The following is a 22,212-nucleotide window of genomic DNA, read 5'->3' on the forward strand; positions in this document are numbered from 1 at the left end:
GGAGTTTTTTCACGTGGCGCCTGCAAGCGGGTCGCTGACCGGTTCTGCACGCCGTCAGCGGCTACCATGGAGGGCGATGACTACCAAAAAACCAAGCAAGGGCGGGAGCAAGTCCCGCAGCCAGGCCCCGAAGAAGGGCGCCAAGACGGGTGCAGCCCGTACCTCCCAGCCGGGCAAGCCACTGCCGGGCTGGTTCCCGGAACTGGGTGGTGGCGGCGCACCGCCGCGCGGTCGCCCGGGCCGTGGCGGCGACGCCCCGGGACCGGCGCCGGGCCGCAAGCTGCCGCCGGCCGGCAAGGTGATCGAGGATCCCTACGCGTCCCGCGAAGCCGAGAAGTACGAACAGCCCATCGCCAGCCGCGAGGCCATTCTGGCCCTGCTGGAGCGCTGCGAAGGGCCGCAGACTGCCGAGGAGCTGGGTGCCCGCCTGGGCCTGACCGCGCCGGACCGGGCCGAAGCGCTGTCGCGCCGGCTGGGTGCGATGGTCCGCGATGGCCAGCTGGTACAGAACCGCCGTGGAGGTTTCGCGCCGGTGCAGGCGCTGAGCTTGGTCACCGGTGTGGTGATCGCCAATCCGGAAGGATTCGGGTTCCTGCGCCCGGTCGAGGGCGGCGACGACCTGTTCCTGCCGCCCTATGAAATGCGCAAGGTGATGCACGGCGACAAGGTGCTGGCGCGTGTCACCGGCATCGATCATCGCGGCCGCCGCGAAGGCAGCATCGCCCGCGTGCTCGAGCGCGGCATGACCCGTCTGATCGGTCGCTTCAGCATCGAGATGGGCATCAATTACGTGGTGCCTGATGACAAGCGCGTGCAGCGCAACGTGCAGGTGCCGCCTGATCAGACCGGAGGTGCGCGTGATGGCCAGCTGGTGGTCTGCGAGCTGACGCAGGCGCCGGACAGCCGCCGTCCGCCGATCGGCCGCATCATCGCGGTACTGGGTGACAAGCTGACCGCCTCGCTGGTGGTGGAGACCGCCATCCACGGCCACGAGCTGCCGTTCGAGTTTCCGCAGGAGGTGCTGGACGAGGCCGCCGCGGTGCCGCTGGTGGTCGAGCCGGCGATGATCGGCGACCGCGTCGACCTGCGTCGCACGCCGCTGGTGACCATCGATGGCGAGGATGCCAAGGACTTCGACGATGCGGTGTATTGCGAGCCGAACGCGGAGGGTTTCCGCCTGGTGGTGGCCATCGCCGATGTCTCCAACTATGTGCGTCCGGGCACGCCGCTGGATGAGGAGGCGCAGAAGCGCGCTACCTCGGTGTACTTCCCGGGCTTCGTCGTACCGATGCTGCCGGAGACCCTGTCCAACGGTATCTGCTCGCTGATGCCCAAGGTCGACCGCATGTGCTTCGTCTGCGACATGCAGATCGACCGCGATGGCCAGGTCGTCCACTCGCGCTTCTACGAAGCGGTGATGAATTCGCACGCACGCCTGACCTATACCCAGGTGTGGCAGGCCGTGGGCGAGGACGATGCCGGCGCGAAGGCCGTCATCGGCGATCTGCTGCCCCAGGTGCAGCGCCTGCACCAGCTGTACAAGGTGCTGGCCAAGGCACGTGCAAAGCGCGGGGCCATCGAGTTCGAGAGCAGTGAAGTGCGCTTCGTGCTGGACAATCGTGGCGAAGTCACCCAGGCCGGCATGCTGGTGCGCAACGACGCGCACAAGCTGATCGAGGAATGCATGATCGCCGCCAACGTGGAGGCGGCGAAGTACCTGCTGTCGCACCATGTGCCGGCGCCGTACCGCGTCCACGAGAAGCCGCCGGAGACCAAGTACGCCGACCTGCTGGAATTCCTCAAGGAGTTCAAGCTGAGCCTGCCGCCGTGGTCGAAGGTGCGCCCCGGTGACTACACCAAGCTGTTGAAGAAGATCCGCGACCGTCCCGATGCCACCCTGCTGGAGTCGGTGCTGCTGCGCAGCCAGAGCCTGGCCGTCTACAGTCCTGACAACCACGGTCACTTCGGGCTCGCGCTGGAGGCGTACGCGCACTTCACTTCGCCGATCCGCCGCTATCCCGATCTGCTGGTGCATCGCGCGATCAAGCATGCGTTGTCGGGCAAGCCGCTGGACAAGTTCACCTACACCGCACGCGAGATGGCAGCGCTGGCGCTGCAGTGCTCCGAGCGCGAGCGCCGCGCTGACGAGGCCGAACGCGAGGTCGACGAGCGTTACCGGGCCGCGTGGATGGAGAAGCATGTCGGCGGCCAGTTCGATGGCGTGATCAGTGGCGTGACCAGCTTCGGTCTGTTCGTGGAACTGGACGATTCCAAGGTGCAGGGCCTGGTCCATGTCACCCAGCTGCCGCAGGACTATTACAAGTTCGATGCGACCCGCAAGACACTGACCGGTGAACGTCGTGGCAGCAGCTACCGGCTGGGTGACCGCGTGCGCATCCTCGTACTGAAGGCCAGCATGGAAGAGCGCAAGATCGACTTCCGGCTGGTCGAACACAAGGGCGAGGAAGAAGAGGCAGGACTGTCGCCGCTGCCCGAACGCGGCAAACCGACCAAGCGCAGGAAAGAGAAGTACTGATCCGTAGAGCCCGTTCCGGAGGAAAGCAGCATGCAGGGCCAACCCGAGTACAGCGGCGGCTGCCAGTGCGGTGCCATCCGCTTCCAGGTGCGCGGTGAGCTGTCCGACAGTTCGATCTGCCACTGCCGGATGTGCCAGAAGGCCTTTGGCGCGTATTACGCGCCTTTGGTCTCGGTGCGCGGCGTGCAGTTCAGCTGGACCCGCGGCCAGCCGCGCTATTTCCAGTCCTCCAATCTGGTCCGGCGCGGTTTCTGCGGCGACTGCGGCACGCCGCTGACCTATGAAGCCCCCGACGGCATGGCCGTGGCGGCGGGGGCGTTTGACCAGCCGGAACGGTTGCCGCCGACGATCCAGTACGGTGTCGAGCGCAAGCTGCCCTTCGTCGATGCCCTGGGCACCCTGCCGGCACGCCGCACGGAGGAGGACGTGGCGGCACTGGACTTCCTGGCTGCGATCGTTTCCCACCAGCACCCCGACCACGACACGCCACACTGGCCGCCGCGCAGTCGTTCAGCCGACGGGTAAACGGCGGGTAGCGCCGGGCCCTGCCCGGCGAGCGCGAAGCGCGGCCGTCGCCGATGCTCTACCATAGCCACCCCCTTTCCGGTCCCGCCCGCATGAGCAAGAACAGCCAGTGGATCGTCGGCGTCAACGCCGTCGCCTCCTCCATCGAGAACGACGCCGAGAACGTCCGCGAAGTGCTGGTCGAGGCCGGTGCGAAGAATCCACGCCTGACCGAAATCGAAGAGAACGCGCGCCGCAAGGGGATCGATGTCCGCCGGGTCACCGCGCAGGCGCTGGACGGCGTTGGCGGTGCGGTCCGCCACCAGGGCGTGGCCGCGCGCTATGCCGCTGCGCGCACCTACAGCGAGAATGAACTGGAAGGCCTGGTCACTGCCGCTGAAGGCCGGGCCCTGCTGCTGGTGCTGGATGAGGTACAGGACCCGCACAACCTGGGCGCCTGCCTGCGTTCGGCCGCGGCGGCCGGTGCCACTGCGGTGATCATTCCCAAGGACAAGTCGGCGACGGTGAATGCCACCGTGCGCAAGACCTCGGCCGGCGCCGCCGACCGTATCCCGGTGGTGGCCGTGACCAACCTGTCGCGCTGCCTGAAGGATCTGCAGAAGCAGGGCGTGTGGATCTACGGCCTGGCCGGTGAAGCGACCGCGTCGCTGTACGATCTGGACCTGAAGGGCAACATCGCGCTGGTGCTGGGCGGTGAAGCCGACGGCCTGCGCCGCCTGACCCGCGAGAACTGCGATGGACTGGTCAAGATCCCGATGCCGGGCGAGATCGAGAGCCTGAACGTATCGGTCGCCGCGGGCGTCAGCCTGTTCGAGGCCGTGCGCCAGCGCGGCTGATCGTCCCGTGGCAGCGCCGGGCCATGCCCGGCGGATCCAGTCCGACCACGCTCATGGCATGCCGCGCTCTACGCCGCCGGGCATGGCCCGGCGCTACCCCGCGCTGCCGCCCAGCGCCTTGAACAGCGTCACATCGTTGGTCAACTGGCTCTGCCGGACGCGGGCCAGTGACAACTCCGCATCGCGCCGGGTCTGCTGGGCTTCCAGCCAGGTCCGCAGGTCGGTGGCACCCACGCGGTAGCGCACTTCCTGCATGCGTTCCACTTCCACCGCCTCGTCATACGAGGCCTGCGACGCCGCCACCTGGCGCGCCAGCTGCTCGCGTGCCGACAGCGCGTTGTCCACTTCCGACAGGGCGGTGTACAGCGTCTTGCGGAACCCGGTCGCGGCGATCTGGTAGTTGGTACCGGCCACGTCGGTATCCAGCTGTGCGCGCTGCAGGTTGAGGAAGGGCAGGGACAGGCCGGCACCGAGCGTGGCCACCGGATTGCGCAGGACATCGCCCAGCGAGGTCGCGCTGGAACCGAGGCTGCCGGTCAGGCTCAACGCCGGGTAGTACTGGGTGGCGGTGACCTTGATCGTCTTCAGGCTGTTGCGCAGCCGCAGCTCGGCCGCGCGCAGGTCGGGACGGCGAGCGAGCAGGTCCGCCGGCAGGCCTTCAGCGATGGCAGGGCTGCGTGCCTGCTGCAGGTTCTGCGGCTCGTCCTGTTGCGGCCAGGGGGTGCCGTCGAGCAGCACGGTCAGCGCATTGCGCACTTCCACGCGCTGCTGTTCCAGCGCACTCTGCGCAGCGCGCTGCGACTGCAGGTTCTGCAGGGCCTGGCGTACTTCCAGGCGCGAAACCGCACCGGCGTCGAAACGGGCCTGGACCAGTTCGCGGGTGCGTTCCAGCCGCTCCAGGTTGGCCTGGCCGGTGCTGATCGACTGGTTGAGGTACGCCAACGCCCAGTACTGGCTGATGGCATCGCCGATCACCAGCAGGGCGGTGTTCTGTCGATCTTCCTCGGTGGCTTCAGCCTCCCAGCGTGCGATGTCGCGCTGGGTCCTTAGCCGGCCCCACAGATCGACTTCCCAGGCCAGCGAAACGCCGGTGGAATAGCTGCGGCGCCAGTCGTCGGCCTGGTCGGTGGCACGGCTGCCGCTGCCACTGACGCCCGACGAGGACGGCTGTGGCCAAAGCGCGTTGCTGGCGAGCCCGGCCTGCAGGCGGGAACGCTGCACGGCCAGGCCGGCGGCGGCAAGGTCACTGTTGGCGGCCAGCGCCCGGGCTACCAGCCGGTCCAGACGTTCATCGCCGAAACCGCTCCACCAGACATCCTCTCGGATGTCGCGGGCAGGCGTATCCAGGCTGCTGCGCGGAGCGTCCACCGGTGCGTTGAGTGCGGCATTGCCACGCCCATAAGCAGCAGCCACGTCGGGATCGGCAACCGGATAACGGCCGACCGAGGCACAGCCGGACAGGGCCATCAGTACGGCGCCGGCCAGCAGCAGGCGCGAGGGAGCAGGAAAGGGGAGCATGGGCATCGTCTTCATTCGCGGGCCAGGGCCTCCACCGGGTCGAGCTGCGCGGCATTGCGCGCGGGAAGGAAGCCGAAGCCCACGCCGATCAGGGTGGAACAGGCAAATGCGGCGATGATCGAAGCGGTGGAGAACAGCACCTGGAAGTCGCTGGCGAAACGTCCGATCATCGAGCCCAGCAGCAGCGCCAGGCCGACGCCGAGCAGGCCACCGAGCAGGCACACCAGCACCGCCTCGATCAGGAACTGCTGGCGGATGTCACTCTGCCGCGCACCCACGGCCATGCGCACACCGATCTCGCGGGTCCGCTCGGTGACCGAGACCAGCATGATGTTCATCACGCCGATGCCTCCAACCAGCAGTGCGATGGCGGCGATCGCGCCGATCAGCAGGGTCATCGTGCGTGTGGTCTGCTCGATGGTCTCGCGGATTTCGGCGCTGTTGCTGAGGAAGAAATCCTCGGTACCATGGCGCATCGTCAGCAGGCGGGTGATCGCCTCCTGCGCGGCGTCCATCGGCGTGGCGTCATCCACGCGCACGGTGATGCTGGAGACGTGACTCTGGCCCAGCATGCGTGACATCACGGTCGTGTACGGCACCCAGATGCTGAGACTGGTGCTGCCACCAAAGCCGAAGCTCTGCCGTTTGGCGACACCGACCACCCGCACCGGCACGTTGCCGAGCAGGATGACCTGGCCGACAGGATCGACATCGGGGAAGAACTGGGTCTGGGTGTTCTCGTCGATGATCGCGACCTGGGCCAGCCCTCGCACCGCATCGGCATCGAAGAAGCTGCCACTGAGCAGGGTCACGCCCTTCACCCGGAAGAACTGCTCGCCAACGCCGCTGACCTGGGCGGTGGAGGACTGGTTGCGGTAACGCGCGGTGACCGAGGTCGACACGCTGGGCGTGGCGCTGTCCACGTAGCTCTGCCGTGAGAGCGCATCGGCATCGCTGGCCTTGAGCGTCTGCACCCGTGCAGAGCGCATGTCGCCGAAACCGCGGCCGGGATACACATCGATGGTGTTGGTGCCCAGCGCGCTGATGTTCTGCAGGATCTGCTGCTGCGAGCCGTTGCCGAGCGCGACCACCGAGACCACCGAAGCAATGCCGATGATGATGCCGAGCATGGTCAGGAACGTGCGCAGGCGATGCGCGTTCATCGCCAGCAGGGCCATGCGGAACGCTTCGGTGAAGCGGTCGCGCGCTGCGCGCCAGCTGTTGCCGTGGGCAACACCGGTGCTGGCCTCGCGTCGCGCGCGGTAGGACGGCGCATCAGGATTGGCGCGGTCGGCGATGATCTCGCCATCGCGGATCTCGATGATGCGCTGGGCATGCTCGGCCACGCTCATGTCGTGGGTGACGATGATGATGGTATGTCCCTCGGCATGCAGCTCGCCCAGGATTGCCATCACCTCTTCGCCGGATTTCGTATCCAGGGCGCCGGTGGGTTCATCGGCCAGGATCACCTCCCCGCCGTTCATCAATGCACGCGCGATCGACACACGCTGCTGCTGGCCACCGGACAGCTGGCCCGGCTTGTGATGCATGCGGTCGCCCAGGCCGAGCCGTTGCAGCAGCTGCTCGGCCCGCGCGTTGCGTACCGGGCCGGGGCTGCCCGCGTATACCGCCGGCACTTCCACGTTGCCGCGTGCATCCAGGTCACCGAGCAGGTGGTAGCGCTGGAAGATGAAGCCGAAATGCCCGCGCCGCAGTTCGGCCAGCTCGTCCGGCTGCATCCGGCCGGTTTCGCGGCCGGCCACCTGGTAGCTGCCCCGGGTGGGGCGATCCAGGCAGCCGAGGATGTTCATCAGGGTGGACTTGCCCGAACCGGACTGGCCGACGATGGCGACCATTTCGCCGGCGTGGATGTCCAGGTTGACGTCGCGCAGCACGGCAATGACGTCGTCGCCGGCCGGGAACTCGCGTCGCAGGTCACGCAGGCGTAGCAGCGGCGCCGTCGTGCTCATCGGCGCGGGCCCATGCCCGGGCCGCCGACGCGCATCTGCATGCCTCCCCGGTTGCCGCCGCCCGCAGACGCTGCCGCTGCGCTGGCCTCGCCGACCACCACGCGTTCGCCCTCCTGCAGACCTGAGAGGATTTCAGCCGATGCACCGTTGTTGATGCCGACCTTGACCTTGCGCGGTTGTGGCTGGCCCCGATCATCCACCACCCGTACCACGCGCTCGCCGTCGCGGGTCTTCGGCCCCAGTGCCACCGCCGGTACCATCAGCACGCCCTTGGCCTGCTTGAGCAGGACCGACACCTGCGCGGTCATGTCGATGCGCAGGGTGCCGTCCGGGTTCTCCACGTCGAACAGGGCGTTGTAGTACACCGCGCTGCTGGAGCTGGAACTGGAAGAGCTGCTGGAGCTGGACGAGCTTTCATTGGCAATCGATGCCGGTGCCGGATTGATCTGCCGCAGCGTGGCGTGATACTTCCGGTCCGGGTCGCCCAGCGTCGTGAAGTACACCGGCATGCCGGCCTTGATCTTCACAACGTCCGCCTCGGACACCTCGGCATTGACCGTCACCACGTCCAGGCGCGCCAGCATGACGATGGTCGGCGCGGTCTGGTTGGCGTTCACCGTGCGGCCTTCCTCGGCAACCACGGCGACCACGGTGCCGTCCATCGGCGCGGTGATCCGGGTGTAGGCCAGGTTGGCCCGGGCGGTGCCCAGCTCGGTTTCGCGACCCTTGATCTGTGCCTCGTAGGACTGCAGCTGGGCGCGTGCGGTTTTCAGCTGTGCTTCGGCGGCATCGTACTCCTGGCGGGAGGTGGCCTCGGCGGCCAGCATCTGCTGCTGGCGTGCGAATTCCAGCTCGGCCTGGCGCAGTGTTGCCTGCTGCACCGCCCGCTGCGCGATCACCTGGTCCAGCGAGGCCTGTGCGTTGAGCACCTGGTTCTGCTGGGTGGTGGCGTCGATCTCGGCGATCAGGTCGCCTTCCTTCACTGTATCGCCCAGCTGCACCTTCAGCGATTTGATCTGGCCGGAGGCCTGCGCACCTACGCTGACCAGCTTGTAGGCGTCGATCACGCCGGTCGCCTCAACGGTCTGTTCGATGTCGCCACGGCCTACGGGGGTCGTGGCCAGGGCCGGAGCGGCCGGCTTGCGCAGCAGCCACCAGGCGGCCACGGCAGCGATCAGGACGAGCAGGGCGGCCAGCATCAGGCGGCCCCGGCGGGTTGCGGGCAACAGGCGGCGGATCACGTGGTGGCTTCACTCTCGGTGCCGCGATGGCGGCGATGGTGGGCATTGTGAAGACCGGGCGATCAACCGCTCAATCCTCAGGGTGTGTCTGTGTGTAACACTGTCGGCGAAAGCGCGTATCGACAGGTATCCGGCCCGCGGGTGGATACAGTGGTACGCATTGGCCAGGATGCGGTTCAGCTCCCGACACGGGATGATCCGCGACATGGAGACTGAAAACCCGATGCATCGACTGCTGATCGTCGACGACGACAACGACATCCGCACCCTGCTGGCCGAGCAGCTCGGCCGCGCCGGCTACCAGGTCAGCACGGCGGCCGACGGCACCAGCATGCGCCAGCTGCTGGAGCGCGAACACGTGGACCTGATCGTGCTCGACCTCAACCTGCCGCGCGAGGATGGCCTGACCCTGTGCCGTGACCTGCGGGCACGCTCGAACACGCCGGTGATCATGCTGACCGCCCGCGCGGAACCGATCGATCGCGTGCTGGGCCTGGAAATGGGCGCCGATGACTATCTGGCCAAGCCGTTCGAGCCGCGCGAGCTGCTGGCGCGCATCCGCAACGTGCTGCGCCGTACCGAAGCCCTGCCGGCCAATCTGGAGCCACTGGCGGTGCGCCGTGCACGATTCTCGCGCTGGGTGTTCGATCTGGAGCACCGCCACCTGGTCGATCCGGACGGGCGCGTGGTGGTGCTGTCCGGCGCGGAGTTCCGCCTGCTGCGGGTGTTCATCGCACATGCCAACAAGGTCCTGTCGCGTGAGCAGCTGGTCGCGCTCAGCAGCGGCCGTAACTATGAGGCGCAGGATCGCGCGATCGACCTGCAGGTCAGCCGCCTGCGCAACAAGCTGGGTGACGATGGTGGTCCCGACGGGCTGATCAAGACCGTGCGCAACGAAGGCTATGTCCTCGCCTCGGCCGTCAACCTGGAATAAGCCGCGATGAATCGCCTGCGCCACTTTCTGTCCTCGATGGTCGGGCGGCTGTTCGTGATCCTGCTGCTGGGCATGTCGGTGGCGGCGATCGGCGCGACCATGCTGGCCACCTCCAAGCGGCAGCAGGAGTTCGAGCGGCAGAACCTCAACCGCATCGCCGATCGCCTGCAGGGCTACGTCAATCTGCTCGACGGCAATCCCGAGCTGCGCGAGCGCCTGCTGGAAGTGGGCGGGCCGAGCGTGCGCGCGCTGCAGTCCGGTGCGCGCGTGGGACGTGCCGATGCTGCGCTGATGGAAGTGCTGGAGGACCGCCCGGGCCCGGTCGCGCGGGCGCAGGTGCACTTCACTTCGTTCCGCTCCTGCATTCCCAGGCTGCAGGAACTGCTGCCACCGCCGCCGCCCGGCTACCGCAAGCATCCTCGCGAGCGCGATCCGGCGTTCATCCCGCCCAAATGCCGCGCGGTGGACGTCACCCTCAACGACGGTACGTTGCTGAAGCTGGCACTGGATTCCCCCGCGGTGGCCCACAACGGCATCCTGGCCGTGGACCCGCTGTTCCTGACCCTGCTCGTGCTGGCCATCGCGGTACTGGCCTACATCGTGGCCCGCATGGCCAGCGCACCGCTGCAGGAGCTGGCCGCCGCCGCCGAGGATCTTGGCGACGACCTGCAGCGCGATCCGCTGCCGCTGCGCGGCCCGCGTGAAGTACAGCGCGCCGCCGAGGCCTTCAATGCCATGCAGCACCGCCTGCAGCGACACCTGGCCGAGCGTACGCAGATGCTGGCGGCGATCACCCACGATCTGCAGACACCGCTGACCCGCCTGCGCCTGCGGCTGGAGAACGTGACCGATGAGGCGCTGCGCGAGCGCCTGATCGGCGATCTGGCTGCGATGCAGGCACTGGTCCGCGAAGGCCTGGAACTGGCCCGAAGTGCCGAGAGCGCCGAGCAGCGCGCTGCACTGGACCTGGATTCGCTGCTGGAGAGCATCGTCGAGGACACCGCAGAAGGTGGGGCCGATGTCGTCTTCGAGGGCAGGAGCGATGCGGTGCTGATGCTGCGGCCACTGGCGATGCACCGCCTGTTCTCGAACCTGGTGGACAACGCGGTGATGTACGGCCAGCGCGTGCGGGTGCGCATCGAGCGGGGCGGCGGCAGCATCACCGTGGTGGTGGCCGATGATGGTCCCGGCCTGGCCGACGACCAGCTGGAAGCCGTGTTCGACCCGTTCGTGCGGGTGGAGACCTCGCGTTCGCGCGAAACCGGTGGGGCCGGGCTGGGCCTGACCATTGCGCGCGCGCTGGCCGAGAAGGACGGCGCGCGCCTGTGGCTGCGCAACCGTGCCGAGGGCGGACTGGAAGCCGTGGTGCAATGGCCAGCCAGTGCACAGGTGGTGGCGCCGGGCCGGGCAGGCTGAGCAGACGCGGTGGGGGCTGCGTTCCGGCAGGCCCCACCCAAAACTGACGCGATAGCCCTGCCTGCAGCACGATAGGGCGAATGCGTCACCCACGGTAATTGCCTGCGCTGCAAGGCGTTGTACAGGCAGTCGAGGCAATTGCGTCAGCGTTGAATTGCCTGCGCTGCGTGCGGCCGGTCACCTGAAGCCATCGAAGTTCCTTGCGGATGGCAGATGGCACGGATGTGGATCGTGGTGGGCGACGCCACCACGGGCGGCGGGCGGGTGCTGACCGGATCGTCGAATACGGATATCGAAGGCAAGGCCGTCGCCTGCGTGGGCGACAAGGCAACGTGCCCGAAGCATGGCGGCGCGTTCGAGATCGTCACCGGTGACCCGACGCTGATCCTCGATGGCAAGCTGATCGCGCGCGAAGGCGATTCGCTGGCCTGTGGCTGCAGGTTGCTCGGAGGTGCTCAGTCGCTGGTGTATGTGGTTGACGGCGGAGGCGGTGGCGGTGGCGGTTCGTCGGTCTCCGCGGCGCCTGCCGCGCCGGCAGCAGTGGACCTGTGGAACGCCACGCCGCCGCCCAGCGGTTTCGTTGCCCGCGATGCGGTCGCTACGCGCGAGGTCGTGCTGCATTGCCACTACGGCGACCTGGACTGCACGCCCGCGCGCGGTGTCAGTTACCGGGCGACCCTGTCCGATGGCCGCGTGCTCAGCGGCCATCTCGATGACGAAGGTCGTGCACGCCTGCCGCAGGTAAGCGTGGGGCCGGTGCAGGTGATCTACCAGCACGAGGCCGACAGCACCGACTCGGCTGAGATCGAGGCCTGACGCGAACGCCTTCGCGCGGCCCTGCAGCGCATCGTGCAGCAGACCCGGCAGGATTTTGCTGCGGACTGGCGGCAATGGAACAGTGCCAGCGCTGCGCATCAGGCCTTCCTGATGGAACTGAATCGCATCGAAGGCCAGGCCAGAGGCGCATGGGACTGGGCCAGCGGCAGCGTGGAAGCGGTGTGGCAGCTGGCGGTGCTGCGCTTCAAGGCCGATGCGGAACTGCGCGAACTGAGCGGACTGCTGCTGACGGGCGACTGGGACGGGCTGGATGCACGCATCGCGGGGCATCGTGCAGCAGGCGAGCAGGTGCTGGACAAGGCCAGTGCGATCAAGGAGCAGCTGATCCTGCTGTTCGACGACGGCCCGACCTGGCAGCTGTTGGCGGCGTTCCCCGCGGACTGGGCGAAGGCGGTGCCGCCAGACGAGCTGCAGGAGCTGACCCAGCGCTACGGCACCCAGTTTGCGCTCGATGTCGTGATCAGCGTGCTGCTGGGCGCGTTCAGCGCAGGCACGGCCGGAACCGCCTATGGCGGCGCAACCTGGGCGGCCCGGATCGGGCGGTTGGGGCAGCGTCTGGCAGCGCTGCTGGACGAGCTGGGCGAGGCGTTCACGGCACTGGCGCGGGCATTGCGCTTGCGCAAGCGTCGGCACACGGAAAGCCGGGCGCCGGATGCCGATGGGGTGGTGGAAACCCGACTGCCGCGCACGCGCGCCGCAGGTGCCGCGTTCGGTGAGGCGAGGGCGCATCAAGCGATGCTGGACAAGGGCCTGACGCCAGTGGGAAAGACCGATGGCGTGTATCGTCCGGGAGAGAATGGCATCGATGGGGTCTACAGCCACCCGGATCCGCCGCCCGACTTTGTGATCACCGAAGCGAAGTACAACACGGGCCGGTTGGGTGGACCGTACAGGGACGGTACGCGGCAGATGGACAGCGAATGGATAAACGAGCGTCTTGATTCCAAGGTGGGGGTCGTAGAGGCAAGAAGGATGAGGGATGCGATGAATCAGGGGCGGGTTGAGTCGATTCTGATCAGGGTGGCCGAAGATGGCACGACGCAGTCCTACAAGCTTGGCGTGGACGGAAGGGTGATCGGCCCTTCATCATTTTGAACTGGACCGATGATGCGCGATAGCAGGAAATCCAAGGCATATTTCTCTGGAATCATCGAGTTCCGGCTGGATGAGGTTGCAGAGGTCGTTGATCGTATTGATTCACACAGGTACACCGACGTCGGACGCGCCAATGCATCGAGTTCCGTGTTTTCCCTGCTCCTTCAGATAATGGTCATGCGCTACTCGCGTGGCGACGATCTGGTTGAAGTACTGGGGGGGCTGGAAGAATTGCTGCTTGCAAGGCGGCGCGTTGATCTGTGCGCCGATGCCTTGGGCGCACAGGATCAGATGATTCGTGCAGTGTGGGAGGATCTTCGGCCGGACAGGTACACAAAGTACCTCTGGTGGTTGGCATTCTCGGTTGCCGCGGGTATGGAGGGCTCTTATGTGCGAAGTGCACTTGGCTTGATGAAGCACGCCGGGGAAGACGAGCTTTTCGACAGAGTTGCGATTGCATTGGGAGACACAGGCCGACCCGCTGCCAATCACGTGCTGTATCGCCAGTACCTTCCGCTAGCAAAGGCCGTCGCATCGATCCAGGACCGACCGGGGCTCGTAAAGAAGTTCCTGGATGGCTGGTATGCGGGCAGCCGCAACCTCTATTGGCACGGGAATCACCGTGACGACGACAGCGGCTACATGGGCTACTGGGCCTTTGAGGCCGCGCTGGTCGTGATGCTGTTCGATATCGACGATTCGAGCTTCCGCGACCACGAGTACTACCCGGCGGATCTGGTGGCCCATTACAGGCGTCGTGCTGGCGACAGGACGTAGCTGTCCCTCCGCAGAGGCGCCAGGCGAGGGGTCTTCTGGTCCTGCCTGTGGTCACCGCCTGGGCTCGGGAAGGTGTGCCGGACCACGCCCTTCCGCCAGAAATCCGTACCGCCTGCACGGGTGAGCCAGAAAGCCCGCCGTTGCTGCCCGGGGGAGGGGGGGCACGGCTGGGCAGGCGCGGCGGGCTGGCGTTTGCCCTATCATTCGCGCATCTCCCCAGACGCCCCCCGATGAGCCAGCCTGTTCCCGTCGGCACGCCGCCCCGCGCTGCCTGGGCATTTCCACCTGCCGCCCCGCCTGGCCGCAGTACCCGGCCGCCACTGCTGCGGTGATGGGCGGGCAGGGGGACGACGGGCGCTGGGTGGAGCGTCACGCGTGGGACTGGAGGGCGGTGCTGCGACACAGCCTTCTGTGGCTGCTGCTGGCTGCTGCATTGCCGTTGCAGGCACAGAGCGGTGCACCGCCGCTGCGCGACTACGCCATCGATGTGTGGACCTCGCGCAACGGCCTGCCGCACAACTCGCTGCGCGACATCGCGCAGACGCCGGAAGGCCATCTCTGGTTTGCCACCTGGGAAGGCCTGGTGCGCTACAACGGCCTGGATTTCACCGTGTACGACCGCAGCACGCGGCCCGGGCTGCGCGACAACGGCATCGGCGCGTTGTTCGTCGACCGTCAGGGCGGGCTGTGGATCAGCGACTCGCGCGGCAATGTCAGCCGACGTGGCAGTGATGGCCAGTGGCGTGTGTGGGAGCACCAGCCGGATACCCCGCAGGTACTGATCCAGTCGATGCAGATGGACAGCCAGGGGCGCCTGTGGCTGCTCTACGAAGGCAAGGGCCTGGGTTATCTCGCGCCGGACAAAGGCCTTGTCTATCAGGCGCCGGCTGCCGATCTGCCGATGGCGATGAGCTTCACCAAACTGGTGGTGGATGCGCAGGATCGGGTCTGGGTCGGCACGCTCGATGGCCTGGTACTGCGTGACAACGATGGCGTGCTGAAGCGCGCGCCCGCCGCCTGGGGGCTGGGCGCGGGCAGTGGCCTGTCCTGGCCGTACCGGGCGCCGGACGGTGCGCTGTGGATCGTGGCGGGCGAGCGCCTGTACCGGGTCGAGGATGACCGGCTGGTGCTGGTGCACCGGCTGCCGGGCCAGCTGCACCTGACCTCGATGCTGCAGGACCGCCACGGTGATCTCTGGCTGGGCACCGAGAACCAGGGGCTGCTGCGGATTTCCTCGCATGGACTGGAGCGGCTGCCTGCGGGCCTGAGCCTGCCGGGCGGGCGCGTGGTGAGCCTGCGCGAGGATGACGAGGGCAGCATCTGGGTGGGGGCCAACGGCGGTCTGTACCGCCTGCGCGAGACCCTGTTCAGCAGCTACACCGAGCGCGATGGGCTCAGCGGCGATTACGTGCGCACCGTGCTGGAAGATCGTGACCGCCAGCTGTGGGTGGGCAGTGCCAGTGGCCTGGATCGACAGAATGCCGATGGCCGTTTCCAGGCCATGCCGCTGCACAACCGCGGTGGCAAGGCGCCGTCGGTGCTGAGCCTGGCGCAGGGGCCGGACGGCGATCTCTGGGTGGGAACCTTCGGTGACGGCGTCTACCGCCTGTCCCGGGACGGCCGCCTGCGCCACAACTACGCCGCCGACGATGGCATGCCGGGTGGCAACATCCGCGCGATCAGCGTGGATTCGAGCGGGGCGGTCTGGGCCGGAACGCAGAAGGGAGTGGTGCGCATCGACGGCGACCGGGTGCAGGTGTCGCCGGTGGCGGGCATGCCGACCGGGCTGATCACAGCGCTGGAACACGATCACCAGGGCAACCTGTGGATCGGCACGATCGAGGGCATCCGCGTGCTGCGCGGCAACCGTGTGCAGGCGATCGATCTGGCGCCGCTGGGGGGCGGACGCAGTGTGTTCGGCTTCCACCAGCTCGGTGACGCGATGTGGATCAGCAGTGATCGTGGCCTGTACCGCTGGCAAGGCGGGCGGCTGGCCCGCGTCGGCCTGGAGCAGGGCATGCCGGTCGACGCGGTGTTCCAGCTGGTACCCGACCGGCTGGGCAACGTATGGATCAGCAGCAACCGTGGCGTGCTGCGCACCGACATGGCGACTCTCAATGCCGTGGCCGACGGCCGCGCGCCGCGGGTGAGCGTGGAGCGCTACAACGAGATCGACGGCATGGCCAATGCACAGGCCAACGGCAGCTCCGGCCCCTCGGCGATCCTGCGCCAGGATGGCACCTTCTGGGTGGTCACCGCGGGGGGCCTGAGTACGGTCGATCCGCAGCGCCTGCAGCGCTTCCGCGAACGGCGGGCACCGCCAGCGGCGATCGAGAACGTGCAGGTGGACGGCGCGCCGGTGCACTGGGAGGGCGCCGAACGCAATCTGATTCCCGGTGGTCGTCGCCTCGCGGTGAGCTATGTCGGCCTGAGCTACCTGATGTCGGACCGGATCCGCTACCGCACGCGCCTGGATGGACTGGACAGCGGCTGGGTCGAGCGCGGTCCACAGCGCAGCGTGGAGTTCGTTGGCCTGCCACCGGGCGATTACACGCTGCACGTGGCCGCCGCGCACCCGAGTGGCGCCTGGGGCCAGCAGGAAGCCGTATGGAGCTTCAGCGTGGAGCCGTTCTGGTGGCAACGGCGCAGCGTGCAGGCGCTGGGCGGCATCCTGCTGTTGGCCGGGCTGGTGGCGCTGTACCGCTTCCTGCTGCAGCAGCTGAAGGCCAGCAACCTGCGTCTGGCTCGCCGCGTGGACGAGGCCACCTTCGACCTGCAGGCCCAGACCGTCCATCTGCAGGCGGTGAACCAGGAGAAGACCGAGCTGGCCGAACGCCTCGCACGGCAGGCCGAAGCGTTCGAGCGCCAGGCGCGGGAGGATGCGCTGACCGGATTGGCCAACCGCCGCGGCTTTGATGAAACCCTGGCGCGTGACTTCGCACGATCGCAGCGCAGCGGCCACCCGTTATGCCTGGTGGTGCTGGATATCGATCACTTCAAGGCTGTCAACGATCGCTACAGCCACAGTACCGGTGATGCGGTACTGGTCGAGGTGGCGCGGGTGATCGCCACGGCCTGTCGTGACTCGGACCTGCCTGCGCGCACGGGCGGCGAAGAATTCGCGCTGCTGCTCAACGACACCCGGCTGGAGGAAGCCGCGCAGCTGTGCGCGCGGTTGCGGGGGCTGTTCCATGACCACCCGGACTGGGCGGGCGTGGATGGACTGAGGGTGACCTTCAGTGCGGGACTGGTCGAACTGGAGGCCGAAGACCGCACCCCGGCCCTGCTGTACCAGCGCGCCGACCGCGCGCTCTACCGTGCCAAGAGCGATGGGCGGGATCGCACGAGCATCGGTTGACGCGCCGGCGGTGCCGGCCCACGGTCGGCACCCACGCCTGCGCGGCGAGAGGGGCGCTGACGGTTACCGCGGCCAGGCGTTGGCGATCGTGCAGAACAGCCGTGCCGTCTGCTCGGTGTCGTACACCGCGCTATGCGCTTCGTTGGCATCCCAGCCCAGTCCCGCCGCATTGGCAGCACGTGCCAGCACCGTCTGCCCGTATGCGATGCCGGCCAGCGTCACCGTGTCGAATACGCTGAAGGGGTGGAACGGATTGCGCTTGTGCCCGGTACGGGCGACGGCGGCATTGACGAAACCGAGGTCGAAATGCGCGTTGTGGCCGACCAGGATTGCGCGCTGACAGCCGTACTTCTTCATTGCGGCGCGAACCGGGGTGAAGATATGGTCCAGCGCGGCGCGCTCTTCCTTGGCCAGCCGGAACGGGTGATCCAGGATGATGCCGGTGACTTCCAGCGACTTCGGATCGATTTCCAGCCCTTCGGCCGGCACGACATGCGCGCTGGCGGTCTGCCCGGGGAAGAGCAGGCCGTTCTCGTCCATCTCGATCGGCACCGCCGCGATCTCCAGCAGCGCGTTGCGCTGGGCGTCGAAGCCGCCGGTCTCCACGTCCACCACCACCGGCAGGAAGCCACGGAAGCGTTGTGACATCGCACGCTGCGCCTGCGGTACTGCGGAAACGGGGGCGACGTCAGGTGCGGGGGTGGGGTCGGTCATGCGTGGATTCTAGCAGAGCGTTCCTGAGCGCCCGGTGCGCGCAGCCGGATGGGGCGTTGCGGGCGGCGCGCCAATCAGCGGCATCGCGGACCGGCTCCCGCCCAGGTGCCCCCGCCAGCGCCATGCCGGGCCAGCAGTGCATCGACGCTCAGCCTGCCGGCGCCAGCGAACAGCAACGGCAGCAGCATCGCCATGAACAGCACGGGCAGTTTGAAGTTGCCGAAGCCTTGGTCGCTGATTGCATACCCCATGGCGAGGTCGCCCAGCGAGTGCCATTCCATCGGCCAGTGCACCGCATGGGTCGCCACCACGGTCAGCACCAGCAGGCTGGCAGCGGCAAAGCGGGTGCCGAAACCGACGAGCAGGCAGGCGGCACCCAGCAGTTCGAACCAAGTGGCCAGTTGCCAGTTCAGCGCGGCCGGCAAGTGGTCGAATGGAAACGGAAAGGCCTGCTGCAGGTCGGCGAACCAGTTCTGGCCGTGCAGTTTCTCGAGGCCGGATTCGAAGTACTCCCAGGCCAGCAGTACGCGCAGGCCCAGCGGGGCCAACCAGGGGGCGAGACGGTCCAGCTGGCCACGCGCGGTGGCCAGGATCGGGTAGTTCATCGGGAATCTCCGGGAGTGGGGCGTCAGGGCGGCGGCGTGATCGGGCCGATTACGCCGGCTTGCAGGAACTGTTGCAGCAGGGCGGCACCGGCCTCGTCCAACGCGTGCTCCTCCAGCCCGTGTGCCAGTGCCAGCTGCCGCAGGTAGGTGTTGCCATCGGCGCCGGGCTGCTCGCCGATGCGGGCCAGCAGATGCACCGCCAGTGGGCTGAGGCTGGCGAAACGCACCTCACCGTCAGCATCGCGCCGGACCAGCAGGCCGGTCGGCTCGGCCGGAGCCGTGCGCGGCGCATCGTCCGCGCCAAGCCGGTGGACCGGCCATTGATACAGCAAGGGCCAGGCCAGCGGCGAACGCTGCAGGGCGACCACCCGCGGATCGATCGCGCCGGCCACCGGCAGCGGCTCGGCCTGCAGCTGGTACAACGCCGTTTCCACCCACTCGTAGTGGGCCAGCTCGGCCAGCGCCGGATGCGGAAGCTGCGGCTGTGCCTGCAGCCACTGCACGAACTCGGCAGCCAGTTCGGTGAACAGCGGACTGCGGCAGCGATGCGTCGCGAAGTAGCTGCGCACCAGGGCACTCCAGCCCGGTTCACCGAGCAGGCGCACGCAGACCGGGAACCCGTTGCTCAACAGACCCAGCAGGTTGTTGAACAGCAGGCGCTGGTACACCGCTACGCGTCGCGGCTCCATGCCGGCCGGCGCGGCCACGGTGTCCGGGTCGCGCAGATGGGCGGTGAACGCGTGCTGCTGCGCACGCAGCCGTTCCGGCGCTTCAGCCATGCGTGCTGCCTCCGGCTGGGTCGGCCTGCAGGCGGCGGATGGTCTGCAGCTCGCTCTGGAGCTCGGCGTATGGGGGGAAGTTGAAGTCGCGTTCGAGCAGGGTGGGGCGGGGGCCGATGCGCGCATAGGTACGTGCCAGCAGCTCCCAGACCGGATCGATCACGGCGCTGCCATGGGTGTCGATCTTCAGGTCCGGCGCTTCATCCAGGTGCCCGGCCACGTGCAGGCAGACGATGCGCTGTGCCGGCAGGCCGGCGATGAACGTGTCGGCGTCGTAGCCATGGTTGCAGGCGTTGACGTAGACGTTGTTGACGTCCAGCAGCAGGTCGCAGTCCGCTTCGGCAAGCACCGCGTTGGTGAAGGACAGTTCGTCCATGGACGGTTCCGGTGCCAGGTAGTAGGACACGTTCTCCACCGCGATGCGCCGGCCGAGCAGGTCCTGCACACGGGCAATGCGCGTGGCGGTATGGCGCACGGCTTCATCGGTGAACGGAATCGGCAGCAGGTCGTACAGATGGCCGTCGTCGCTGCAGTAGCTCAGGTGCTCGCTGTAGAGCGGCACGCGGTGCTCGTCCAGGAACCGGCCAACCTGTGCCAGCAGCTGCGTGTCCAGCGGTGCACTGCCGCCCAGCGACAGCGACAGGCCGTGGCAGCTCAGCGGATGCCGCGCCGCCAGTTCGGCCAGTGCATCGCCTGCCGGGCCGCCTACGTGGATCCAGTTCTCCGGTGCACATTCGAGGAAGTCGAAGTCGCCGGCCGGCGCCTCGCGCAGCGCCTGCAGCAGCGCGCGGCGCAGGCCCAACCCGGCGGCCGCCGCGGGAAGCGGCGACCGCCGGTGGACAGCGCTGGCGCGGACGTCAGTGCTTGCCACCGCACTTGCCTTCGCCGCACTTGCCTTCGGCCGCCTTCTTGTCGCCGGTGCTCTTGGCCTTTGCATCGGTGCCGGCGGCGGCCTTGCCCTTGTCGCCACCACACTTGCCTTCGGCGCTCTTGCCATCGGCGCCGCACTTGCCTTCGGCATGCTTGGCGGCGTCGCCGGTACGCGCGTCGGCAGCCTTGGCATCGGTGGCCTTGGCGGCCTGGCCGGCCACCAGATAGCCCTGCGCCAGATCGCTCATGCTCAGAGCCGAAGCGCTGGCCGTCATGCCCAGGCCGGCGACAAGGGCGGTAGCGGTCAGCAGGGACAGGGTCTTGTTGGTACTGCTCATCGGTTGTGCTCCTGGGTGGTGTGGGCAGGTGCCCGGGTGGCCGGCAGAGGTGCCGGTGGAAGCGATCGTGCGCCGATCCTACTCAACGAATCCTCGCAGAGAACTCAAATTTTCGTGAGATTTTCCGCGCAGTCAGGGGGCGGGGCCTTGCCAGCCAGGCGCGGCGCCTTTGGAAATGCTGGAAGGCCCAAAAAGAAAGGCCGCTGTCGCGCGGACAGCGGCCACTCTGGAGTCGACTCCGGTGTTGCAGTGCAGCGTCAGGGCTGACCGGTGCTGGAGGTTTCGTCGCGCTTCTCGCGCGGCGGCAGCGGCTGCTCTCCATGCACGAGGAACCAGACGTTCTCGGCGATGTTGGTGGCGTGGTCGCCCACGCGTTCCAGATTCTTGGCCATGAACAGCAGGTGGGTGCACGGCGTGATGTTGCGCGGATCTTCCATCATGTAGGTCAGCAGTTCGCGGAACAGCGCGGTGTACTGCGCATCCAGGCGCGCGTCATCCTCGCGCAGGGCCAGCGCCGCCTCGGCATCATTGTCGCGGTAGGCCGCGATGGCGCGGCGCACCTGCTGTGCGGCCAGCCGGCCCAGGGCGCGCAGGCCCTGGATCTGCGGCAGCGGCGGCACCTTGCCCAGTGCGATCGAACGCTTGGCAACGTTGGCCGCGTAGTCGCCGATCCGCTCGATGTCGGCGGGGATGCGCAGGCCCGCAAGGATTTCGCGCAGGTCGCGCGCCATCGGGCCGCGCAGCGCAAGGCGCATCACGTCGTGGCTGATCTGCTGCTCCAGTGCATCGATCGCCTCATCGTTGGCGATGATGCGATGGGCGGCGTTCTCATCGCGCTTCTCGATCACGTCCATCGATGCTTCGAGCTGGGCGACGGCCATCTCGCCCATGCGCACGATTTCGGCCACCAGGCGCTGCTGCTCTTCGTCGTAGCTCTTGACGATGTGGTCGTTGGGAAGATTCATGGTTGTTCCGTCATGTAGAGCCGGGCCATGCCCGACTGGCGTTGTCTGTGAAGAAGCCGCGGTCCGGTCAGCCGAAGCGACCGGTGATGTAGTCCTCGGTCTGCTGCTTGGACGGCTGCGAGAAGATCACTTCGGTGCGGTCATGTTCGATCAGGTCGCCCAGGTACATGAAGGCGGTGTAGTCCGATACGCGGGCGGCCTGCTGCATGTTGTGGGTGACGATGACGATGGTGTAATCGTTCTTGAGCTCTTCCACCAGCTGCTCGATGCGGCTGGTGGAGATCGGGTCCAGTGCCGAAGTCGGTTCGTCCAGTAGCAGCACGTCGGGGCGCAGGGCGACGGCGCGGGCGATGCACAGGCGCTGCTGCTGGCCACCGGAAAGACCCAGCGCGCTCTGGTTGAGCTTGTCCTTCACCTCGTCCCACAGCGCGCCCTGACGCAGTGCCTGCTCGACGCGGTCGCTCATCTCACCCTTGGACAGCTTCTCGTGGTGGCGGATGCCGTAGGCCACGTTCTCGAAGATCGTCATCGGGAACGGCACCGGCTTCTGGAACACCATGCCTACTTTGCTGCGCAGCCGGTTCATCGGGAACTTCGGCGACAGGATGTTCTCGCCGTCCAGCAGCACTTCGCCGCGTGCTTCCAGCTTCGGGTACAGCGCGTAGATGCGGTTGAAGATGCGCAGCAGGGTCGACTTGCCGCAACCGGAGGGGCCGATCAGCGCGGTGACGCGCTTTTCCGGGATCTCCAGGTTGATGCCCTTGAGGGCGTGGAACTTGTCGTAGTAGAAGTCCAGGCCACGCGCAGCGAGCTTGACCGGAGCCGGGGTATGCAGGTTCTCGTGCGAGGCCGGCACGGCGATGCGCTGCATCGGCACGGCATTGGAAAGATCGTTCAT

The 22,212-nt window shown here is 67.4% G+C and carries 18 protein-coding genes and 1 pseudogene; 9 read left to right on the plus strand and 10 right to left on the minus strand.

From position 1 onward, the window contains the following. Nucleotides 1-307 precede the first annotated feature (307 nt). The 3 genes and pseudogenes from rnr to rlmB form a co-directional block, all read left to right on the plus strand. Nucleotides 308-2,536, plus strand: a pseudogene (gene rnr / locus AC5P5M_RS08265) (ribonuclease R); the annotation flags it as partial. A 30-nt stretch (nucleotides 2,537-2,566) separates the two neighbouring features. Then, nucleotides 2,567-3,061, plus strand: coding sequence for a GFA family protein (locus AC5P5M_RS08270; RefSeq protein ID WP_495205752.1), 495 nt, complete (start codon nucleotides 2,567-2,569; stop codon nucleotides 3,059-3,061). Nucleotides 3,062-3,153: 92 nt separating this feature from the next. After that, nucleotides 3,154-3,897 (plus strand): 23S rRNA (guanosine(2251)-2'-O)-methyltransferase RlmB, encoded by a 744-nt coding sequence (rlmB, locus tag AC5P5M_RS08275; protein WP_053518184.1) that lies wholly within the window; start codon nucleotides 3,154-3,156, stop codon nucleotides 3,895-3,897. 93 nt (nucleotides 3,898-3,990) lie between these two features. Here the strand turns inward: rlmB and AC5P5M_RS08280 are convergent, their stop codons facing one another. The 3 genes from AC5P5M_RS08280 to AC5P5M_RS08290 are packed head-to-tail and all read right to left on the minus strand — an operon-like array spanning nucleotide 3,991 to nucleotide 8,626. Next, a complete protein-coding gene (locus tag AC5P5M_RS08280; protein WP_495205753.1) occupies nucleotides 3,991-5,430 on the minus strand; it encodes an efflux transporter outer membrane subunit in 1,440 nt (479 codons plus the stop codon). Beyond that, on the minus strand, nucleotides 5,427-7,385 hold the full coding sequence (locus tag AC5P5M_RS08285) for a MacB family efflux pump subunit (RefSeq protein ID WP_065181192.1): 1,959 nt from the start codon (nucleotides 7,383-7,385) through the stop codon (nucleotides 5,427-5,429). Before AC5P5M_RS08285 ends, AC5P5M_RS08280 begins: the two co-directional genes overlap by 4 nt. After that, nucleotides 7,382-8,626 (minus strand): efflux RND transporter periplasmic adaptor subunit, encoded by a 1,245-nt coding sequence (locus AC5P5M_RS08290; protein WP_111185757.1) that lies wholly within the window; start codon nucleotides 8,624-8,626, stop codon nucleotides 7,382-7,384. Before AC5P5M_RS08290 ends, AC5P5M_RS08285 begins: the two co-directional genes overlap by 4 nt. A gap of 205 nt (nucleotides 8,627-8,831) precedes the next feature. Between AC5P5M_RS08290 and AC5P5M_RS08295 the strand changes: the two genes are divergently transcribed. The 6 genes from AC5P5M_RS08295 (at nucleotide 8,832) to AC5P5M_RS08320 (ending at nucleotide 17,043) form a co-directional block, all read left to right on the plus strand. Then, nucleotides 8,832-9,560, plus strand: a complete 729-nt coding sequence (locus AC5P5M_RS08295; protein ID WP_053518224.1) for a response regulator — start codon at nucleotides 8,832-8,834, stop codon at nucleotides 9,558-9,560. A gap of 6 nt (nucleotides 9,561-9,566) precedes the next feature. Next, nucleotides 9,567-10,976, plus strand: coding sequence for an ATP-binding protein (locus AC5P5M_RS08300; protein WP_053518188.1), 1,410 nt, complete (start codon nucleotides 9,567-9,569; stop codon nucleotides 10,974-10,976). 213 nt (nucleotides 10,977-11,189) lie between these two features. Next, the gene (locus tag AC5P5M_RS08305; RefSeq protein ID WP_495205754.1) at nucleotides 11,190-11,792 is read left to right on the plus strand and encodes a PAAR domain-containing protein; all 603 of its coding nucleotides are present in this window, start codon (nucleotides 11,190-11,192) and stop codon (nucleotides 11,790-11,792) included. Nucleotides 11,793-11,825: 33 nt separating this feature from the next. Then, complete coding sequence (locus AC5P5M_RS08310) at nucleotides 11,826-12,908, plus strand: hypothetical protein (RefSeq protein WP_495205755.1); 1,083 nt, start codon at nucleotides 11,826-11,828, stop codon at nucleotides 12,906-12,908. 9 nt (nucleotides 12,909-12,917) lie between these two features. Beyond that, complete coding sequence (locus tag AC5P5M_RS08315; protein ID WP_495205756.1) at nucleotides 12,918-13,685, plus strand: PoNe immunity protein domain-containing protein; 768 nt, start codon at nucleotides 12,918-12,920, stop codon at nucleotides 13,683-13,685. Between the two features lie 331 nt (nucleotides 13,686-14,016). Further along, the gene (locus AC5P5M_RS08320) at nucleotides 14,017-17,043 is read left to right on the plus strand and encodes a ligand-binding sensor domain-containing diguanylate cyclase (RefSeq protein WP_065181197.1); all 3,027 of its coding nucleotides are present in this window, start codon (nucleotides 14,017-14,019) and stop codon (nucleotides 17,041-17,043) included. A gap of 63 nt (nucleotides 17,044-17,106) precedes the next feature. Here AC5P5M_RS08320 and rnt read toward each other — a convergent pair whose 3' ends face one another. From rnt to pstB, 7 genes are all read right to left on the minus strand, one after another. Further along, the gene (gene rnt, locus AC5P5M_RS08325; RefSeq protein ID WP_053518226.1) at nucleotides 17,107-17,691 is read right to left on the minus strand and encodes a ribonuclease T; all 585 of its coding nucleotides are present in this window, start codon (nucleotides 17,689-17,691) and stop codon (nucleotides 17,107-17,109) included. A 140-nt stretch (nucleotides 17,692-17,831) separates the two neighbouring features. Beyond that, nucleotides 17,832-18,362 carry an HvfX family Cu-binding RiPP maturation protein gene (locus tag AC5P5M_RS08330; protein WP_111185747.1) on the minus strand — a complete coding sequence of 177 codons (531 nt, stop codon included), beginning with the start codon at nucleotides 18,360-18,362 and terminating at the stop codon, nucleotides 17,832-17,834. A gap of 23 nt (nucleotides 18,363-18,385) precedes the next feature. Next, nucleotides 18,386-19,141, minus strand: coding sequence for an HvfC family RiPP maturation protein (locus AC5P5M_RS08335; protein WP_128987826.1), 756 nt, complete (start codon nucleotides 19,139-19,141; stop codon nucleotides 18,386-18,388). Then, nucleotides 19,134-20,012, minus strand: a complete 879-nt coding sequence (locus tag AC5P5M_RS08340) for an HvfB family MNIO-type RiPP peptide maturase (RefSeq protein ID WP_111185743.1) — start codon at nucleotides 20,010-20,012, stop codon at nucleotides 19,134-19,136. The genes AC5P5M_RS08335 and AC5P5M_RS08340 overlap by 8 nt, the downstream gene beginning before the upstream one ends. After that, on the minus strand, nucleotides 19,999-20,349 hold the full coding sequence (locus AC5P5M_RS08345) for an HvfA family oxazolone/thioamide-modified RiPP metallophore (protein ID WP_053518199.1): 351 nt from the start codon (nucleotides 20,347-20,349) through the stop codon (nucleotides 19,999-20,001). Before AC5P5M_RS08345 ends, AC5P5M_RS08340 begins: the two co-directional genes overlap by 14 nt. A gap of 257 nt (nucleotides 20,350-20,606) precedes the next feature. After that, nucleotides 20,607-21,314: a phosphate signaling complex protein PhoU gene (phoU, locus tag AC5P5M_RS08350; RefSeq protein WP_053518201.1), complete on the minus strand. Its 708-nt coding sequence runs from the start codon at nucleotides 21,312-21,314 to the stop codon at nucleotides 20,607-20,609. 67 nt (nucleotides 21,315-21,381) lie between these two features. Next, a complete protein-coding gene (pstB, locus tag AC5P5M_RS08355; RefSeq protein ID WP_053518202.1) occupies nucleotides 21,382-22,212 on the minus strand; it encodes a phosphate ABC transporter ATP-binding protein PstB in 831 nt (276 codons plus the stop codon).

The organism is Stenotrophomonas sp. YJH_SMC_106-19 (assembly GCF_059368375.1).

Bases quoted from the DNA above. Each gene is read 5' to 3' on its own strand.
- AC5P5M_RS08330 (WP_111185747.1), bottom strand. From the start codon at position 18,362: ATGAACTACCCGATCCTGGCCACCGCGCGTGGCCAGCTGGACCGTCTC.
- AC5P5M_RS08285 (WP_065181192.1), bottom strand. From the start codon at position 7,385: ATGAGCACGACGGCGCCGCTGCTACGCCTGCGTGACCTGCGACGCGAG.
- pstB (WP_053518202.1), bottom strand. From the start codon at position 22,212: ATGAACGATCTTTCCAATGCCGTGCCGATGCAGCGCATCGCCGTGCCG.
- AC5P5M_RS08270 (WP_495205752.1), top strand. From the start codon at position 2,567: ATGCAGGGCCAACCCGAGTACAGCGGCGGCTGCCAGTGCGGTGCCATC.
- rlmB (WP_053518184.1), top strand. From the start codon at position 3,154: ATGAGCAAGAACAGCCAGTGGATCGTCGGCGTCAACGCCGTCGCCTCC.
- AC5P5M_RS08345 (WP_053518199.1), bottom strand. From the start codon at position 20,349: ATGAGCAGTACCAACAAGACCCTGTCCCTGCTGACCGCTACCGCCCTT.
- AC5P5M_RS08300 (WP_053518188.1), top strand. From the start codon at position 9,567: ATGAATCGCCTGCGCCACTTTCTGTCCTCGATGGTCGGGCGGCTGTTC.
- phoU (WP_053518201.1), bottom strand. From the start codon at position 21,314: ATGAATCTTCCCAACGACCACATCGTCAAGAGCTACGACGAAGAGCAG.
- AC5P5M_RS08305 (WP_495205754.1), top strand. From the start codon at position 11,190: ATGGCACGGATGTGGATCGTGGTGGGCGACGCCACCACGGGCGGCGGG.
- AC5P5M_RS08295 (WP_053518224.1), top strand. From the start codon at position 8,832: ATGGAGACTGAAAACCCGATGCATCGACTGCTGATCGTCGACGACGAC.
- AC5P5M_RS08280 (WP_495205753.1), bottom strand. From the start codon at position 5,430: ATGAAGACGATGCCCATGCTCCCCTTTCCTGCTCCCTCGCGCCTGCTG.
- rnt (WP_053518226.1), bottom strand. From the start codon at position 17,691: ATGTCACAACGCTTCCGTGGCTTCCTGCCGGTGGTGGTGGACGTGGAG.
- AC5P5M_RS08320 (WP_065181197.1), top strand. From the start codon at position 14,017: ATGGGCGGGCAGGGGGACGACGGGCGCTGGGTGGAGCGTCACGCGTGG.
- AC5P5M_RS08315 (WP_495205756.1), top strand. From the start codon at position 12,918: ATGATGCGCGATAGCAGGAAATCCAAGGCATATTTCTCTGGAATCATC.
- AC5P5M_RS08335 (WP_128987826.1), bottom strand. From the start codon at position 19,141: ATGGCTGAAGCGCCGGAACGGCTGCGTGCGCAGCAGCACGCGTTCACC.